The sequence below is a fragment of the Rathayibacter sp. CAU 1779 genome (genome assembly GCF_054551755.1).
The window spans coordinates 1,673,121-1,688,751 of sequence record NZ_JBTOLK010000001.1; the positions used below are offsets into that span (position 1 = coordinate 1,673,121).

The window sequence follows — 15,631 nt, forward strand, 5'->3', positions numbered from 1 at the left end:
GACCCCCGCAGGTCACGCATCCTGGAGTGTTTCCATGACCACCGTCGACGACCGCACCGAGGCGCCGCGTCCCAACGCCATGACCATCGAGCTCAACGCGCTCAACTCCATCGACGAGTCCGAACGCCGCGGAAAGCCGCGCAGCCTGTTCTGGCCGTGGTTCGCGGCGAACGTCTCGGTGCTCGGCGTCAGCTACGGATCGTTCCTGCTCGGCTTCGGCATCTCGTTCTGGCAGGCGACGATCGTCGGCGTGCTCGGCATCGTCGTGTCGTTCCTGTTCTGCGGATTCATCTCGCTCGCCGGAAAGCGGGGATCCGCTCCGACCTTGACGTTGAGCCGCGCCGCGTTCGGCGTGCACGGCAACACCGTTCCGTCGATCATCTCCTGGCTGCTCACCGTCGGCTGGGAGACCGTGCTCGTCGCACTCGCCGTGCTGGCGACCACGACGGTGTTCAAGGAGCTCGGCGGCGGTGGCGGAACGGTCACGCAGGTGATCACGCTGATCGTCGTCGTCGCGCTCGTGATCGGCGGCGGCGTGTTCGGCTTCCACGTCATCATGCGACTGCAGGTGATCATCACCATCGCGACCGCCGTGCTCACCGTCGTCTACATCGTCCTGGTCTGGGGTCACATCGACTTCGCGAAGATCGCGGCCATCCCGAACGGCGACCTGCCACAGCTCATCGGCGGATTCGTGTTCATGATGACCGGATTCGGACTCGGCTGGGTGCAGGCGGCCGCCGACTACTCGCGCTACCTGCCTCGGCAGTCATCGAGCGGCGGCGTCGTCGGCTGGACGACGTTCGGCGCGTCCCTGGCACCCGTCATCCTCGTCGTCTTCGGTCTCATGCTCGCCGGATCCTCAAAGGGACTGTCGGACGCGATAGGCAACGATCCGATCGGCGCGCTCACGACCATCCTTCCGGTCTGGTTCCTGGTGCCGTTCTTCATCGTCGCCGTGCTCGGTCTCATCGGCGGAGCCGTGCTCGACATCTACTCGTCCGGGATCGCCCTGCTGAGCGCGGGTGCGCGCATCCCGCGTCCCGTTGCGGCTCTCATCGACGGCGTTATCATGATCGCGGGTGCCGTCTACATCGTGTTCTTCGCCTCGGACTTCATCGGCCCGTTCCAGGGCTTCCTCATCACGCTGGGTGTGCCGATCGCTGCGTGGTGCGGCGTGTTCCTGGCCGACATGACGCTGCGCCGCAAGAACTACTCCGACAGCGATCTCTTCAACGCACGCGGACGGTACGGCAGCTGGAACTGGCTCGCCATCGCGCTGCTCGTGATCGGCACGGCCCTGGGCTGGGGCCTGGTCATCAACCCCTACGGCCTCTCCTGGCTGAACTGGCAGGGGTATCTGCTCGCGCCCTTCGGGCTGGGCGGACGCACCGGCATCTGGGGCGGCGCGAACCTCGGAGTGCTCGTCGCACTCGTGGTCGGCTACCTCGGCGTCGTCGTCTTCGGCCGAGGTTCCGTGCGTCGGCAGGAGTCACTGCCGGAGACGCCTGAAGAGGGGACGGATGCCGCCGGCCACGCCCGCGAGTCTGTCACCCCCGCCGGTGGCGAGGAGCAGGCATGAGCGATGCGCCCTGGCTCGTCATCGTCGACATGCAGCGCGTGTTCGGCGATCCGGAGAGCGGATGGTTCACCCCGCGTTTCGAGGAGGCCCGCGCAGCCATCGCGCGGCTGGTGCCGGCGTTCGGCGACCGGGTGGTGCACACGCGATTCGTGGCGCCCGAGCATCCGGAAGGCGCGTGGATCCCGTACTACGAGGCGTGGCCGTGGGCGCTGAAGCCCGAGCACGATCCGCTCTACGAGCTCGTTGACGTGCCGTCGCCGTCGCACCGCGCGGTCACCGAGACCACGTTCGGCAAATGGGGCGCCGACCTGGAGCGTGCGACGGACGGCTCTCGCGAATTCGTCGTGACCGGCGTCTCGACGGACTGCTGCGTCATCTCGACGGCGTTGCCCGCCGCCGATGCCGGCGTGCACGTCCGCATTGCGACGGATGCCTGTGCCGGCGCCACCGACGCCGACCACCGCCGAGCGCTCGACGCGATGGCGCTGTACGCGCCGCTCATCGAGCTCACGGATGTGGACGCGGTGCTCGGCAGCCTGCCGTCCCTCTGACATCGATCCCGCGGAAGCGCCGCCTCGCCGGGTCGCTTCGCCGCGATCTGCGTCCGGCAGAACGGTCCATGCGGCGCCTCCGTGCTCGCTACTCTTGACCGATGACCACCGACACCTCGCACGCCGCCGTCAACGCCGTCGAGCGCGAACTGCGCTCCCGCAGGATCGAGGGCGAGGTGCGCTGGCTCGACGAGGCGACGCCCACCGCCGCCGCAGCGGCAGCGGCTCTCGGCATCGAGGTGGGTGCGATCGCCAACTCGCTCGTCTTCACGCTCGACGGCGAGCCCGTGCTCGTGATGACCTCCGGCGGACACCGCGTCGACACCGCCTACCTCGGCGAGGAGCTGGGCGGAACGCTGAAGAGGGCATCCGCGGAGACCGTTCGGGAGGCGACAGGCCAAGTGATCGGGGGAGTGGCTCCCACCGGACACCCCGCGCCGCTGCGCACCTGGGTGGACACCGCGCTGCGGGCGTATCCGGAGATCTGGGCGGCGGCCGGGCACCCGCACACCGTCTTCCCGCTCACCTACGACCAGCTGGTCGAGCTGACGGACGGCACCGAGATCGAGGTCGAGCGGGCGTAGTCGCCGCTCGTCGCGCGGATGCGGCGGTCAGAGCTGCGTGGCTCCGCGGTGCAGCTCGAGGTGCTCGAGGTAGACGTCGGCGTTGCGGCGGATGCCCGCCACCTCCTCGTCGCTGAGCTCGCGTCGCACCTTCGCCGGCACTCCGGCGACGAGCGAGCGAGGCGGAACGATGGTGCCCGCCGTCACCAGGGCGCCTGCCGCCACGAGGGATCCGGATCCGATCACGGCGCCGTTCATCACCGTGGCGTGCATGCCGATCAGCACGTCGTCCTCGATCGTGCAGCCGTGCAGCACCGCGTTGTGCCCGACGGAGACGCCGCTGCCGAGCGTGAGCGGGAATCCGGTGTCGACGTGGCACGAGCAGTTGTCCTGGATGTTCGACCGCTCGCCGATGACGATGGGCTCGTTGTCGGAGCGCAGCACTGCGTTGTACCAGACACTGGCCCGGTCATGCAGCGTGACGGCGCCGATCAGCTGTGCTCCCGGCGCGACCCAGGCGAAGGGCGCGACGTCGGGAGCGGCGCGGTCAGGCAGGGCGATCAGGCGGGCGTCATCGTGCGCAGACATGGGACAAGGCTATTGCGCCAGTCGATCCCTGAGCGAGCGAGGCGAGTCGAAGGGCGCTCGTGACGAGCACCAGTCTTCGTGGAGCTGTCGCGCAGGACGCAGGGTAAGTCGTTGCGTGCTCAGAGCGAACGGCACGGCCTACTCGTTGCGGTGCGCTCCCGCAGACGGCACGACGGCGAAGAGATCCGGCTGGGCGTATCCGTGCTCGGCGAACGCCGCATCCACGGCAGCCTCCACCTGCGACACGAGCTCGTGAGGTACGAGCGCGATGGCCGATCCGCCGAACCCGCCGCCCGTCATCCGCGCGCCGATCGCCCCGTAGTTCTGGGAGATCTCGACGGCGAGGTCGAGCTGCGGAACGGAGACCTCGAAGTCGTCGCGCAGTGACCGGTGCGAGGCGTCCATCAGGTCGCCGATCGCCCGCGGACCCTGCTCGCGCAGCGTGCGCACGGTGTCCAGCACGCGCTGATTCTCGGTGACCACGTGGCGCACCCGGCGGAACGTCTCGCCGTCGAGCACCTCGCGTGCCCGAGGCAGATCGGCAACGGTGACCTCCCGCAGCGACTCGACGCCGAGAGTCTTGGCCCCTGCCTCGCAGGATGCGCGGCGTGCGGCGTACCCGCCCGTCGCGTGCTCGTGGTGCACCTTCGTGTCCATGACGAGCACCTCCAGGCCCGCCTCGTCGAACCCGAGCGGGATGACGTCGGTCTCCAGCGTGCGGCAGTCGATGAAGATGCCGCTGTCCGCGCGGCCGAGGAGCGACGCCGACTGGTCGAGGATGCCAGTCGGCGCCCCGACGACCTCGTTCTCCGCGATGTGCCCGGCCCTCACGAGCGTCTTCAGGTCCAGGTCCAGGCGCCACACGTCGTTCAGGGCGACGGCGACGGCGGATTCGATGGCAGCGGATGACGACAGTCCGGCGCCGACGGGAACAGCGGAGTCGAGGTAGAGGTCGAAGCCGGGGACCGCGTCGAGATCCGCACCGAGCTGCCCGAGAGCCCACGCAACACCGAGCGGATAGTTCTGCCAGCCGGCGGCGGCTCCCGGCCCGAGATCGCCGATCGAGGTCTCGAACACCTCATCGGCGAACGACGACATGACACGGATGGTCCGATCGTCCCGCAGCGCGAGAGCGCCGACCGTTCGACGGTCGATGGCGAACGGGAAGACGAAGCCGTCGTTGTAGTCCGTGTGCTCCCCGATGAGATTCACCCTGCCGGGAGCGGACCAGACGCCTCCTGGAGCGTTCCCGAAGAGCTCCGTGAAACGGGTGCGGGCGGCGGCGACGAGGTCGGTCATGCCGAATTCTCCTGGTGTGTGGCGGTGTGGTGGGTGTGGTGAAGGGGGTTTCCGGTGGGCGGAGGCGAGAAGTGCCCGCCGTGTGTCGGGCCGTCGGCGAGCAGTCGACTACGGGTCTCAGACCGGGTTCTCGACGTCGGCTCGCGCGATCGCCTCGCGCAACGCCGCTGCCTGGGTCTCGGGCGGAACGTCGCCGACCCATGCTCCCATGGCGGCCTCGCTGCCGGCGAGGAACTTGAGCTTGTCCGCCGCGCGGCGCGGAGACGTGAGCTGAAGGTGCAGGCGCACGTCGTCACGATGCACGTTCACGGGCGCCTGGTGCCAGGCGGCGATGTACGGGGTGGGGGTGTCGTAGAGGGCGTCGACGCCGCGGAGGATCCGCAGGTAGAGCCCGGCCAGCTCGGTGCGCTCGGCGTCCGTCGTCGCGGCGAAGTCGGCCACCTGCCTGTGCGGCGTGACGTGCACCTCGAGCGGCCACCTGGCGGCGAAGGGGACGTACGCGCTCCAGTGCTCGCCTGACACGAGCATCCGCTCGCTCGCCCGCTCGAAGTCGAGGATGTCGCCGAACAGCGTCGGCCCGTACGACTCGACGGAGGCGAGCAGGCGCTGCGTGCGCGGCGTGATGTAGGGGTAGGCGTAGATCTGGCCGTGCGGATGCCCGAGCGTGACGCCGATCGCCTCGCCACGGTTCTCGAACGGGAACACCTGCTGGATGCCGTCCATCGCCGACAGCGCAGCCGTGCGGTCGGCCCACGCCTCGATGACCGTGCGGGCGCGCGACCGCGAGATGCTGCCGAACGAGCCGGTGTGCTCCGGGCTGAAGCAGACGACCTCGCAGCGTCCGACGGAGGTGCGGATGCGGCCGATGCCCACCTCGGCGAGGTCGTCGAGGCCGCGCGGCGCGTCCACATCCTCGGTCGTCGGACCGAACGACGGCGACTTGTTCTCGAAGACGGCGACGTCGTAGTCGCTGGGGATCTCGGACGGATTGCCCGGCGTCTGCGGGGCGAGCGGATCGAGCTCTGCCGGCGGCAGGACCACGCGGTTCTGACGGGCGGCGGCGATGGAGATCCACTCGCCGGCCAGCGGATCCTGACGCATGCGCGCAGTCTGGGGCCGTGGGTCCAGTGTGCGGAGGTCGGGAGCGCGATCGGGGGACAGCGTGGTGTCCGCATCATCGAAGTAGAAGAGTTCTCGTCCGTCCGCCAGCCGATGCTCGCGCTTGGTGATGGTGCCCACACCAGGACTCTAGCTTACGGATTGACAACAAAACAAAAGCAAACGTAAGTTGGTCGCGTGCCCGAGGTTATCGACTCCGTCCCCGATGCCGGCGCGCCCGCGACCATCCGACGCCAGCGCATGCTGGCGCTCATCGGTGAGCGCGGGTTCGTGCGCGTCGGAGAGCTGAGCGAGACGTTCTCCGTCTCCGACGTGACGGTGCGCGGTGACCTCGCGGTGCTCGAGGGAACACAGGGGATCCGACGTGTGCATGGTGGGGCCATGCCTCGGGTGACGGGTCCGATGCAGGAACCCTCGTTCGAAGAGGCACTCGAGAGCTCGGCGGAGGAGAAGCGCGCGATCGCGCGCCGCTCCGCCGGGCTCGTCGAGCCCGGCATGAGCGTCATCGTCGACATCGGCAGCACGTGCATGGCGGTCGCCAGAGAGCTCGTTCGGCGAGAAGACCTCCACGACGTCACCGTCATCACGAACGGGCTCTCGACGGCTCTCGAACTGGAGAATGCCATTCCGCGGGTGCAGGTGCTCGTCACGGGCGGCACGCTTCGTCCGCTGCAGCACTCCCTCGTCGCGCCGCTCGCCGCCGCCATGTTCGAGCATGTGACCGCCGACCTCGCGTTCATCGGATGCAACGGCGTGGATGCCGGCGCCGGCGTCACCAACATCAACCTGCCTGAGGCCGAGCTCAAGCGCGACATGGTGCGGGCATCGGCTCGTGCGGTCGTCGTGGCGGACGGATCCAAGGCCGGTCGCGTGCACCTCGGACGCATCGGCGAACTGCGGGACTTCGAGACCATCTACCTGGGGGCGTCGACGGATGACAAGGTGATGCGTTCGCTGCGGCACGCGGGTGCGAGTGTCGTGCGCGTCGACTCCGACGCGGCCTAAGTCCCGCTCTTCCGCTGGTTGAGTGTGTCCTCTTCCGCTGGTTGAGTGTGTCCTCTTCCGCTGGTTGAGCGTGTCGAAACCAGCTGAACTGCAGACGCAGGCTGGTTTCGACACGCTCAACCGGCGGAACGAGCACGCCGCAGCCCTACGCTGGAGGCATGCGCGCACCCACCGGGGACCAGTACGAGTTGACGTGCGACACGCCTGCAGGGCAGGCGCGGGCGGTGATCACCCAGGTGGCTGCCGGCATCCGCTCGTATTCCGTCGCAGGCATAGACCTCACGGAGCCGTACGGCGAGGCGGCGACGCCGCCATCGGGCTGCGGGATCGTGCTCGTGCCATGGCCGAACCGCGTCAAGGACGCCACGTGGTGGATGCGCGACTCCTCGGGATCCGTCACCGAGCAGCGCCTGGCCGTCACCGAGCCGGCGCGCGGCAACGCGATCCACGGGCTGCTGCGTTACACGCCGTACCTCCCCGTGATGCGTCAGCGCGACTCGATCACGCTCGGCGCGACGGTTTTCCCGCAGCTCGGATATCCGTTCCTGCTCGACACCACCGTGAAGTACACGGTCAGTGCGGAGGGCCTGATCGCGCAGCACACCATCGTCAACGCGGGAGAGCAGGATGCCCCGGTCGCGCTGGGCGCCCATCCATACCTGAAGATCGGCGGGGTCCGCACCGCCGACCTGACGTTGCGACTGGATGCGACGACCCACTTCGAGGTCGACGAGCGGATGAACGTGGTCGCCGAGCATCCCGTGCACGGTACCGAATTCGATCTCCGTGGCGGACGCCGTGTCTCCGACCTCCGGCTGGATGACGGCTTCGGTGGCGTGCTGCACCACGGCGGTCGCGGCGAGCACTCGCTGACGGCTCCCGACGGACGATCCGTGACGTTGTGGGTCGACGACTCGTTCGCCTACGTGCAGGCGTACACCCACCGCTCGTTCGCAACGCTTCCGGACGGCGACGTGGCCGTCGCCATCGAGCCGATGACGGCCCCGGCCAACGCTCTCAACTCCGGGCAGGGCCTGCGCTGGCTGGCACCTGGCGAGGCGTTCACCGCCCGGTGGGGTATCGAGTCGGCACTGGTCATCTGACGCACGGGAAGAGTTCGGCGCTGCCTGAAGTTCGATCAAGGGAACGGAGAGGAAGCGCATGCACGCTGTAGCACTGACCAGGGGTCTGCCGATCGACGACGCGCGGAGTCTCATCGACATCGAGCTGCCGGAGCCGGCCCCGGGACCGCGTGACGTGCTCGTCGAGGTGCGTGCGGCATCCGTGAACCCGGTCGACGTGAAGCAGCGCGCCGCCAGTCCCGAGCTCGCCGAGCCACGCGTGCTCGGCTTCGACGGTGCCGGAGTCGTGCGCGCCGTCGGCTCGGAGGTCACACTGTTCTCACCGGGTGACGAGGTGTGGTGGGCGGGCCAGCTCGACCGGCAGGGGTCGGATGCCGACCTCCAGCTCGTCGACGAACGCATCGTCGGCCGCAAACCCTCCTCGCTGAGCTTTGCGGAGGCCGCGGCGCTGCCGCTCACGACCATCACAGCGTGGGAGTCGCTGTTCGACAAACTCGGTCTCACCGAGACCTCGGAGGGCAGTCTGCTGGTCGTCGGTGCCACCGGCGGCGTGGGCTCGATCATGCTGCAGCTCGTGCGGGAACTCGCGCCCGGCGTGCGCACCGTCGCCACGGCGTCCAGCGCCGAGAACGTGCGCTGGGTGCGGTCGCTCGGTGCGTCGGCGACCGTCGATCACCACGCGGATCTCGTCGCGCAGACGCTCGAGGCGGAGCCGGTCGGCGTCGACTGGATCTTCTCCGCGCACAGCGCAGGACGCGCCGCCGACTACGCACGGATCCTCAGACCGTTCGGGGCGGTCGTCGCCATCGATTCCGCGAAGGACGTGGACCTCGACGCGCTCAAGCCGAAGAGCCTCACGTGGCACTGGGAGCTGATGTTCACGCGTCCGGTGCAGCGCACGCCCGACATGATCCGGCAGCACGAACTGCTGGATGCGGTCGCCGACCTCGTCGACGCCGGCCGCGTCACGACGACGGTGCAGACCGTGCTGCACGGGTGGGATGCCGCCGCCTTCCGCGAGGCCCACCGCCTCGTCGAGACGGGCCGGACCGTCGGCAAGGTCGTCGTCGAGCGCTGAGGCTTCCATCGCGGCCCGCGATCGCGCCAGGTTGTGACCATTGCGCCACCATTTCTGGCGCAGTCACGAAATCCTGGTGCAATCGCCGTCCGTCGGTCTATTTCGGCGCCACCGCGTTCGCGGCGATCACCTTCGAGTACCAGTGGAAGCTCTTCTTCGGCGTGCGCTTCAGTGTGTCGAAGTCCACGTGGGTGAGGCCGAACTTCAGCGTGTAGCCGGACTCCCACTCGAAATCGTCGAGCAGCGCCCAGACGAACTGTCCCTCGACCGGAACGCCGGCCTCGATGGCCCGTGCCGCCTCCTGCAGGTGGCTGCGCAGGAAGTCGATGCGCTCCACGTCGTCGAGCCCCTTCTGTATGAGATCGTCCGGCGTGCCGTTCTCGGTGAGCAGGATCGGCACCCGCTTGTATTCCTTCTTCAGTCGCATGAGGATCTCGTACAGACCCGGCGCCCACACCTGCTGCCAGTCAGCGGCCGACCGTTTGTGGATCCCCACGTACTGGCCGTTCAGGTCCACTCCGGAGACGCCGTAGTAGTTGACGCCCAGTACGCCGATCGGCGACGAGGTGATGGCCAGGTCGCCGTCCTGCACGAGGGCCTCGAACCGGTCAGGATCCGCGGGGATCTGCCCGTTCTCGGTGCCGATCGCGTCGGTCGGATACGTGCCCTTCAGCACCGGATCCAGGAACAGCCTGGTCGTCGCCGCGTCGAGGTTCTTGGTCGCCTTCACCGCGCTCGCGTCGACAGGGGTCAACGGCGTGAGATTGATGACGGGACCGATGCGTCCCTTCGCGCCGTGCGCCGCGAAGGACTGCGCGGCGAGACCGTGCCCGAGCAGCTGGTGGTGCACGGCGGCCACCGCGGCGTTCGGATCCATGATCCCCGGCGCGTTCGTGCCGTTCCAGTACCCGTTGAAGGCCGTCGTCTTCGGCTCGTTGATGGTGAGCCAGTCGGCCTCGACGTCGCCGAAGGCGTCGAACAGGATGCCCGCATAGTCGGCGAAGCGGTATGCGACGTCGCGGGCCGGCCAGCCACCGGCATCCTGGAGGGGCTGCGGCAGGTCCCAGTGGTACATCGTGATGGCCGGACGGATATCGCGCTGCACGAGCTCGTCGATGATGCCCTTGTAGAAGTCGATGCCCTTCTGGTTGATCGCCCCGGAGCCGATCGGCTGGATGCGCGGCCACGCGATCGAGAACCGGTACGCCCCGACGCCGAGGGTGGACAGCAGATCGAGATCGCTGCGCCAGCGGTGGTAGTAGTCGGCAGCCACGTCGCCGGTCGACCGGTCCGCGATGTAGCCGAGGTCCGCGTGCGTGAAGGTGTCCCAGATGGATGCTCCGCGGCCATCTTCATTCCAGGCGCCCTCGACCTGGTACGCGGCCGTGGCGGCACCCCACAGGTATCCGCGCGGGAACTTCATCGGCGTCGCAGGAGGCGTCCACGTCGTCGCGGCCGCGTGCGGCGCCGGCGTGCAACCGGCGAGGGCCGCTGCCGTGATGCCTCCGACGGCCGCGGATCCGGCGGCACCGAACAGGCCGCGCCTGGTCAGTCCCCTCCGCAGCGGCGAACGACGGCCGGTCGCTGAGACGTCATCGTCTGACATGCATGCTCCTCGTCACTTCGGTGCCACGGCGTTCGCGGCGATGATCTTCGAATACCAGTGGAAGCTCTTCTTCGGGGTGCGCTTCTGGGTGGTGAAGTCCACATGGGTGAGCCCCCAACGTTGCGTGTAGCCCTCCGCCCACTCGAAGTTGTCGAGCAGCGACCACACGTAGTGGCCCTCCAACGGGACACCCGCCTCGATGGCCCGTGCCGCCTGCTGGAAGTGGCTGCGCAGATAGTCGATGCGCTGCGGATCGTCCACGCCCTTCTGGAGCAGGTCGTCCGGGATGCCGTTCTCCGTCAGCAGGAGCGGCACCTTCTTGTAGTCGTGCGCGATGCGGGTGAGCAAGGAATACAGCCCCGGCGCCCAGATCTGCTCCCACTCAGCGGTCGACGTCGGATGGATCTTCACCTCGTTGCCGTTCAGGTCCACGCCGGCGACGCCGTAGTAGTTCACGCCGAGCACGCCGATCGGTGAGGAGATCGTGGCCAGGTCGCCGTCCTTCACGAGGGAGTCGAACTGGGCCGGGTCGGCCGGGAGCTGCCCGTTCTCCGTGCCGATGGCATCCGTCGGGTAGCTGCCCTTCAGCACAGGATCGAGGAAGAGCCGGTTCTCACGGGCATCGACGTTCTTCGTCTGCTCGGCGGCCGCAGGATCCGCCGCCGACACGGGCGTCAGGTTCAGCACGGGACCGACGCGGCCCTTCACGCCGCGGGCATCGAATGCCTGCACGGTGAGGCCGTGTGCCAGCAGCTGGTGGTGCACCGCGGCCGCTGCGGCGTTCGGATCCGTGATCCCCGGCGCGTGGTTGCCGTACCAGTAGCCGTTGAACGCGTGCGTCTTCGGCTCGTTGAGCGTGAACCAGTCCGCGTCGACGTCGCCGAACGCTGCGAACACGATGTCGGCGTAGTCGGCGAAGCGGTTCGCGGTGTCGCGGCTCGGCCAGCCACCGGCATCCTGCAGGGGCTGCGGCAGGTCCCAGTGGAAGAGCGTGATGCCGGGGCGGATGCCGCGCTCGGCCAGACCGTCGAGCAGCTGCCGGTAGAAGTCGAGACCCTTCTGGTTGATGCCTGCGGAACCCGTCGGCTGGATGCGCGGCCACGACAACGAGAACCGGTATCCGCCGACGCCGAGCGTCTTCAGCAGGTCGAAGTCCGTCTTCCAGCGGTGGTAGTGGTCGGCCGCGACGTCACCCGTCGAGTTGTCGGCGATCGTGTGGTCGCCGTACTGCGAGAACGTGTCCCACACCGACGGTCCGCGGCCGTCGACGTTCCACGCGCCCTCGATCTGGTAGGCGCTGGTCGCCGCACCCCACACGTAGCCCTTCGGGAAGGCCATGGGCGTCGCGGGCGGCGTCCAGGCTGCCTTCTTCGCCGGGGTCGATGCGGAGCATCCGGCCAGCGCCGCGACCGCAGCGCCACCCACTGCCAGCGAGCCTGCCGCGCTGAACAGCTGTCTCCTGGTGAACGATGATGCCGAGCCTGTCACGAGTCGCCTTCGCCTCGGGCGCCCGGAGGCGAAGACCCGGCAGGAAACGGCATGGGAGTGCATCGCGTCGATGGTGCGGCTGCGGGGGAGCACGCCTCAGAGAGCGCTCTCTGATGGGGATGCGCCCCAGCATAGCGAGGTCACAGCTCGCGGCGCACCCCCGAATTCGACGAGGGACCAGTCGGTCGGTCTACGAGCTGCGCCCAGCACCACCGGCCAGGACCCGATGCCCTCAGGCCGCGAACGCTCCCCTCGCCGTCAGCCCTCGTCGACCCCTTCGATCACCGAGTTCTTCGGCTTGAGCGAGCCGCCCGTCGCGAGGCGCATGAGGTCGCTGTCCAGGTCGATGGTCAACTCGTTTCCGCCCGCACTGCCGTACTCGTGCTGGTACTTGCGCCAGCTCTCACCCCGTACCTCGCGCTCGAAGCCGCTCTCCATGAGCAGCAGCAGCTCGAACGCCGCCCGGTCCACGCGCGATCCGAGCGCCTTGTCCTGCCAGTCCTCGGTCGACGCGAACACCGATGTCGGCACGCTCATCGCCCGCAGGTACGCGAACAGCAAGCGCATCTGCTCGTCGACGACGAGGGCGTGCCGTGCCGTTCCTGCTGTCGCGGCCAGCGCCACGGGCTTGGCGATCAGCAGGTCATTGTCGAGCACCTGGAAGAACGAGCTGAACAGCCCGCTCGGACCCGCCTTGTACACCGGGGCGCTGGCGATCACGCCGTCCGCCTCGTGCAGCGCGGTCACGGCAGCGGTGAACCGCGGACCGAGCAGACCGGATGCCAGTGCCCCCGCCAGCTCCGGCAGCACGTCCCGCAGATCGATGGTGGTGATCTCCACGACGTGACCGCGCCGTCCGGCGAGCTCGCGCACGGCCTGCGCGATCCGGTCGCCGAGCAGCTTCGTGGATGACGGGTCGCTGATCCCGGCGTTCACGACCGCCACGCGGAACGTGCGCGCGCCCTCGGATGTCGCCACGTCAGTCGTCCTCTCCGAAGGTGTCGCCCGTGTACGGGGCGTCCTTGCCTGCGGCGTCCGCCACGGCATCCGTGTCCTGATACGGGGATCCACCCGTCACGTTGTCGCCGCGGTTCGCGTTCGGACGCGGCTGACGCGGCTCGGCGTCTCCGTACTTGGCGGTGACGAGACTCGCGTGGGTCGGGGCATCCGGCACCTCGGGGTCGCGCAGGGAGGCGAATTCCTTGCGCAGCACCGGCACCACCTCGCTGCCGAGCAGCTCGATCTGGTCGAGCACCTTCTCGATCGGGAGTCCGGCGTGGTCCACGAGGAACAGCTGCCGCTGGTAGTCGCCGACGTAGTCGCGGAATCCGAGGGTCTTGTCGATGACCTCCTGCGGGCTGCCGACCGTGAGCGGCGTCATCTCGGTGAACTGCTCCATGGTGGGACCGTTGCCGTAGACCGGCGCCTCGTCGAAGTACGGGCGGAACTCGCGCTTGGCGTCCTGCGAGTTCTTCGCGATGTAGGTCTGCCCGCCGAGCCCGACGATGGCCTGCTTGGCCGTGCCGTGGCCGTAGTGCTCGAAGCGCTGGCGGTAGAACTCCACCATGCGCTGCGTGTGCTCCTTCGGCCAGAAGATGTGGTTGGCGAAGAATCCGTCGCCGTAATAGGCGGCCTGCTCGGCGATCTCCGGCGTGCGGATGGAACCGTGCCAGACGAACGGGGGCACGTCGTCCAACGGACGCGGCGTGGACGTGAAGCCCTGCAGCGGCGTGCGGAAGTGGCCCTCCCAGTCGACGACATCCTCGCGCCAGAGGCGGTGCAGCAGGTTGTAGTGCTCGAGCGCCAGCGGAAGGCCCTGGCGGATGTCCTGGCCGAACCACGGATACACCGGCGCGGTGTTGCCGCGGCCGAGCATGAGGTCCATGCGCCCCTTGGACAGGTGCTGGAGCATCGCGTATTCCTCGGCGATGCGCACCGGATCGTTCGTGGTGATGAGCGTCGTCGAGGTGGTCACCACGAGGCGCTTCGTGAGCGCCGCGATGTGCGCCAGCAGTGTCGTGGGAGACGAGGAGAAGAACGGCGGGTTGTGGTGCTCGTCGATGGCGAAGACATCCAGCCCGACCTCCTCCGCCTTCACGGCCATCTGGACCTCGGCGTCGATGCGCTCGGCCTCGCTGGGCGTCACTCCGGTGACCGGATCGCGCGTGATGTCGCTGACCGAGAAGATGCCGAATTGCATTGGGATGACCCCCTGTCGGAGAACCGGATCGGTTCGCTGTGCTGGTGGATGCCACGCTGTTGTATGCGTTTGCATAGATAGTGAACGTCGGGTCGGTACCTATCATTCCCGCGTGGCGGCGGGAGCGCACGCGTCGGGGGCCGCCATCGCGGCCGAGCGCCAATTCGATCCCATGCGCTCGTAGGTCACTATCGCGTGGCAGTTGCGGCACCGCACGTCGCATTTCGCGATCTCTGCCATCACGATCGATTCGCCGAAGCCCAACGCGACGAGGCGCATCACGGCGTCGCGCTTCTGCTCGCCTGGGCGGTGGTCGAAGTCCAGGACGCGAAGATCCGAGTTGCCGCAGTCGGTGCACGGATGCTCGCGCAAGTACCGCTCGACCACGGTGCGCAGGTGCACGTTCCGCACCTCTTTCTGGCGCCGATCTCCCTGATGTGTTTCTCGCGATTCGCCGCGTAATAGCGACGAGCCGACGCGCGGTTGCAGTCTCGACACACGGATTGCCGCCCGTCGGGGCTGCCCGTGCGCCGGTTGAATTCGGAGAGTGCCCTAGACTCTGAACAGGTTCCGCACACTTTGTGCGGCTCTGTTTCAGGCCCCCGTAGCTCAGAGGCAGAGCAACCGGCTTTTAACCGGTGGGTCGAGATATCGTAATTCTCCGGGGGCACCAGTCCGTCTTTCTCTCTACGCTGCGACCGCACGCGTGGGCGCGCCTTCTCGTGCATCGCGTCCCCCGATGCGCCGACGCTAGTGTGAGCCCCCGACGTGTCCCGCACGCTGCGGGAGTCGTGCCGATGCGGAATCCTTGAGGGGTGCCAGACGAACCTCGCCCCTTCCACAAGCCGACCAAGTTCTCGTCAGCGAAGTTCGAGAACCTGCACGGTGCCGACGATCCCGCCGAGACGAGCCGGATCGCGCACGAGACGGCGGCGGCTCTGCTGGAACGGGTGCGGCGGCATCCGGATCCCGAGGTGGTGTCCCGCCTCGTCGCGTACACCGACGAGAACGGCATCGACGCCATCGCGGAGCTCTGGTCCCGTGCGGCGGCGCACAGTCTGCCTGGCGCGCTGTGGCGCATCTACCTGATCAGGCTGGCGATCCGGGACGACCCGCACGCCGCGAGCCTGCAGTACCAGCGCGGCGCAGAGGTGCTGCCGTCCATCGACCCCGTGGTGGCCGGAGCCGAGGTGCCGACAGGGCCGAGCGAGATCATCGAGCTCGCGGACCGGATCCTGCGCGGCGTCTTCGAGGGCGACTTCGCCGTCGCGCTGGAACGGGCGGCGGCGTTCTGCCGGGTGAGTGCCGCCGGATGCACGGATCTCGCCGACGACGCCGAGCCGACCGAGCCCGAGCGGGCGACGGTGCTCACCCGCAGGGCGCTGCGGTTCTCGGAGTTCGCTTCCGAGCTGACCGCGGCGGCCGGGCTCTGGCGCAGCGACTCACTGGAGTGAGGGCTCTCCGATCGGT

General features: G+C 68.4%; 15 protein-coding genes and 1 tRNA gene. 8 read left to right on the plus strand and 8 right to left on the minus strand.

Annotation, left to right across the window (positions count from 1 at the left end):
* Positions 1 to 34: 34 nt before the first annotated feature.
* From ACX9R5_RS07625 to ACX9R5_RS07635, 3 genes are all read left to right on the plus strand, one after another.
* Positions 35 to 1,582: a purine-cytosine permease family protein gene (locus ACX9R5_RS07625; RefSeq protein ID WP_459408386.1), complete on the plus strand. Its 1,548-nt coding sequence runs from the start codon at positions 35 to 37 to the stop codon at positions 1,580 to 1,582.
* Complete coding sequence (locus ACX9R5_RS07630; protein WP_459408387.1) at positions 1,579 to 2,133, plus strand: cysteine hydrolase family protein; 555 nt, start codon at positions 1,579 to 1,581, stop codon at positions 2,131 to 2,133. Before ACX9R5_RS07625 ends, ACX9R5_RS07630 begins: the two co-directional genes overlap by 4 nt.
* Before the next feature lie 101 nt (positions 2,134 to 2,234).
* On the plus strand, positions 2,235 to 2,717 hold the full coding sequence (locus ACX9R5_RS07635; protein WP_459408388.1) for a YbaK/EbsC family protein: 483 nt from the start codon (positions 2,235 to 2,237) through the stop codon (positions 2,715 to 2,717).
* A gap of 27 nt (positions 2,718 to 2,744) precedes the next feature.
* Here the strand turns inward: ACX9R5_RS07635 and ACX9R5_RS07640 are convergent, their stop codons facing one another.
* The 3 genes from ACX9R5_RS07640 to galT all read right to left on the minus strand — a co-directional run bounded on the left by ACX9R5_RS07640 (position 2,745) and on the right by galT (position 5,822).
* Positions 2,745 to 3,284, minus strand: coding sequence for a gamma carbonic anhydrase family protein (locus tag ACX9R5_RS07640; RefSeq protein ID WP_459408389.1), 540 nt, complete (start codon positions 3,282 to 3,284; stop codon positions 2,745 to 2,747).
* A 138-nt stretch (positions 3,285 to 3,422) separates the two neighbouring features.
* Positions 3,423 to 4,583 (minus strand): galactokinase, encoded by a 1,161-nt coding sequence (galK, locus tag ACX9R5_RS07645; protein WP_459408390.1) that lies wholly within the window; start codon positions 4,581 to 4,583, stop codon positions 3,423 to 3,425.
* A gap of 117 nt (positions 4,584 to 4,700) precedes the next feature.
* Entirely contained in the window at positions 4,701 to 5,822 is a 1,122-nt protein-coding gene (galT, locus tag ACX9R5_RS07650; protein WP_459408391.1) for a galactose-1-phosphate uridylyltransferase, read from the minus strand.
* 57 nt (positions 5,823 to 5,879) lie between these two features.
* Between galT and ACX9R5_RS07655 the strand changes: the two genes are divergently transcribed.
* From ACX9R5_RS07655 to ACX9R5_RS07665, 3 genes are all read left to right on the plus strand, one after another.
* Positions 5,880 to 6,707 (plus strand): DeoR/GlpR family DNA-binding transcription regulator, encoded by an 828-nt coding sequence (locus ACX9R5_RS07655; RefSeq protein WP_459408392.1) that lies wholly within the window; start codon positions 5,880 to 5,882, stop codon positions 6,705 to 6,707.
* Between the two features lie 158 nt (positions 6,708 to 6,865).
* Positions 6,866 to 7,810, plus strand: coding sequence for an aldose 1-epimerase family protein (locus ACX9R5_RS07660; RefSeq protein WP_459408393.1), 945 nt, complete (start codon positions 6,866 to 6,868; stop codon positions 7,808 to 7,810).
* Positions 7,811 to 7,868: 58 nt separating this feature from the next.
* Positions 7,869 to 8,867, plus strand: a complete 999-nt coding sequence (locus tag ACX9R5_RS07665) for a zinc-binding alcohol dehydrogenase family protein (protein WP_459408394.1) — start codon at positions 7,869 to 7,871, stop codon at positions 8,865 to 8,867.
* A 97-nt stretch (positions 8,868 to 8,964) separates the two neighbouring features.
* Here ACX9R5_RS07665 and ACX9R5_RS07670 read toward each other — a convergent pair whose 3' ends face one another.
* The 5 genes from ACX9R5_RS07670 to ACX9R5_RS07690 form a co-directional block, all read right to left on the minus strand.
* A complete protein-coding gene (locus ACX9R5_RS07670) occupies positions 8,965 to 10,473 on the minus strand; it encodes a GH1 family beta-glucosidase (protein ID WP_459408395.1) in 1,509 nt (502 codons plus the stop codon).
* Positions 10,474 to 10,485: 12 nt separating this feature from the next.
* Entirely contained in the window at positions 10,486 to 11,961 is a 1,476-nt protein-coding gene (locus ACX9R5_RS07675; protein WP_459408396.1) for a GH1 family beta-glucosidase, read from the minus strand.
* Positions 11,962 to 12,219: 258 nt separating this feature from the next.
* Complete coding sequence (locus ACX9R5_RS07680) at positions 12,220 to 12,939, minus strand: CE1759 family FMN reductase (protein ID WP_459408397.1); 720 nt, start codon at positions 12,937 to 12,939, stop codon at positions 12,220 to 12,222.
* Position 12,940: 1 nt separating this feature from the next.
* The gene (locus ACX9R5_RS07685; protein WP_459408398.1) at positions 12,941 to 14,161 is read right to left on the minus strand and encodes an LLM class flavin-dependent oxidoreductase; all 1,221 of its coding nucleotides are present in this window, start codon (positions 14,159 to 14,161) and stop codon (positions 12,941 to 12,943) included.
* Between the two features lie 102 nt (positions 14,162 to 14,263).
* On the minus strand, positions 14,264 to 14,563 hold the full coding sequence (locus tag ACX9R5_RS07690) for a hypothetical protein (RefSeq protein ID WP_459408399.1): 300 nt from the start codon (positions 14,561 to 14,563) through the stop codon (positions 14,264 to 14,266).
* A gap of 196 nt (positions 14,564 to 14,759) precedes the next feature.
* On the opposite strand from ACX9R5_RS07690, the gene ACX9R5_RS07695 reads away from it, so the two are divergent.
* Positions 14,760 to 14,834, plus strand: a tRNA-Lys gene (locus ACX9R5_RS07695).
* Positions 14,835 to 14,976: 142 nt separating this feature from the next.
* Complete coding sequence (locus tag ACX9R5_RS07700) at positions 14,977 to 15,615, plus strand: DNA-directed RNA polymerase subunit beta (RefSeq protein WP_459408400.1); 639 nt, start codon at positions 14,977 to 14,979, stop codon at positions 15,613 to 15,615.
* Positions 15,616 to 15,631 lie beyond the last annotated feature (16 nt).

What these genes read in the sequence shown, in the direction of transcription:
- ACX9R5_RS07625 (WP_459408386.1), top strand. Translation starts at nt 35, where the DNA reads ATGACCACCGTCGACGACCGCACCGAGGCGCCGCGTCCCAACGCCATG.
- ACX9R5_RS07630 (WP_459408387.1), top strand. Translation starts at nt 1,579, where the DNA reads ATGAGCGATGCGCCCTGGCTCGTCATCGTCGACATGCAGCGCGTGTTC.
- ACX9R5_RS07635 (WP_459408388.1), top strand. Translation starts at nt 2,235, where the DNA reads ATGACCACCGACACCTCGCACGCCGCCGTCAACGCCGTCGAGCGCGAA.
- ACX9R5_RS07640 (WP_459408389.1), bottom strand. Translation starts at nt 3,284, where the DNA reads ATGTCTGCGCACGATGACGCCCGCCTGATCGCCCTGCCTGACCGCGCC.
- galK (WP_459408390.1), bottom strand. Translation starts at nt 4,583, where the DNA reads ATGACCGACCTCGTCGCCGCCGCCCGCACCCGTTTCACGGAGCTCTTC.
- ACX9R5_RS07660 (WP_459408393.1), top strand. Translation starts at nt 6,866, where the DNA reads ATGCGCGCACCCACCGGGGACCAGTACGAGTTGACGTGCGACACGCCT.
- ACX9R5_RS07665 (WP_459408394.1), top strand. Translation starts at nt 7,869, where the DNA reads ATGCACGCTGTAGCACTGACCAGGGGTCTGCCGATCGACGACGCGCGG.
- ACX9R5_RS07670 (WP_459408395.1), bottom strand. Translation starts at nt 10,473, where the DNA reads ATGTCAGACGATGACGTCTCAGCGACCGGCCGTCGTTCGCCGCTGCGG.
- ACX9R5_RS07685 (WP_459408398.1), bottom strand. Translation starts at nt 14,161, where the DNA reads ATGCAATTCGGCATCTTCTCGGTCAGCGACATCACGCGCGATCCGGTC.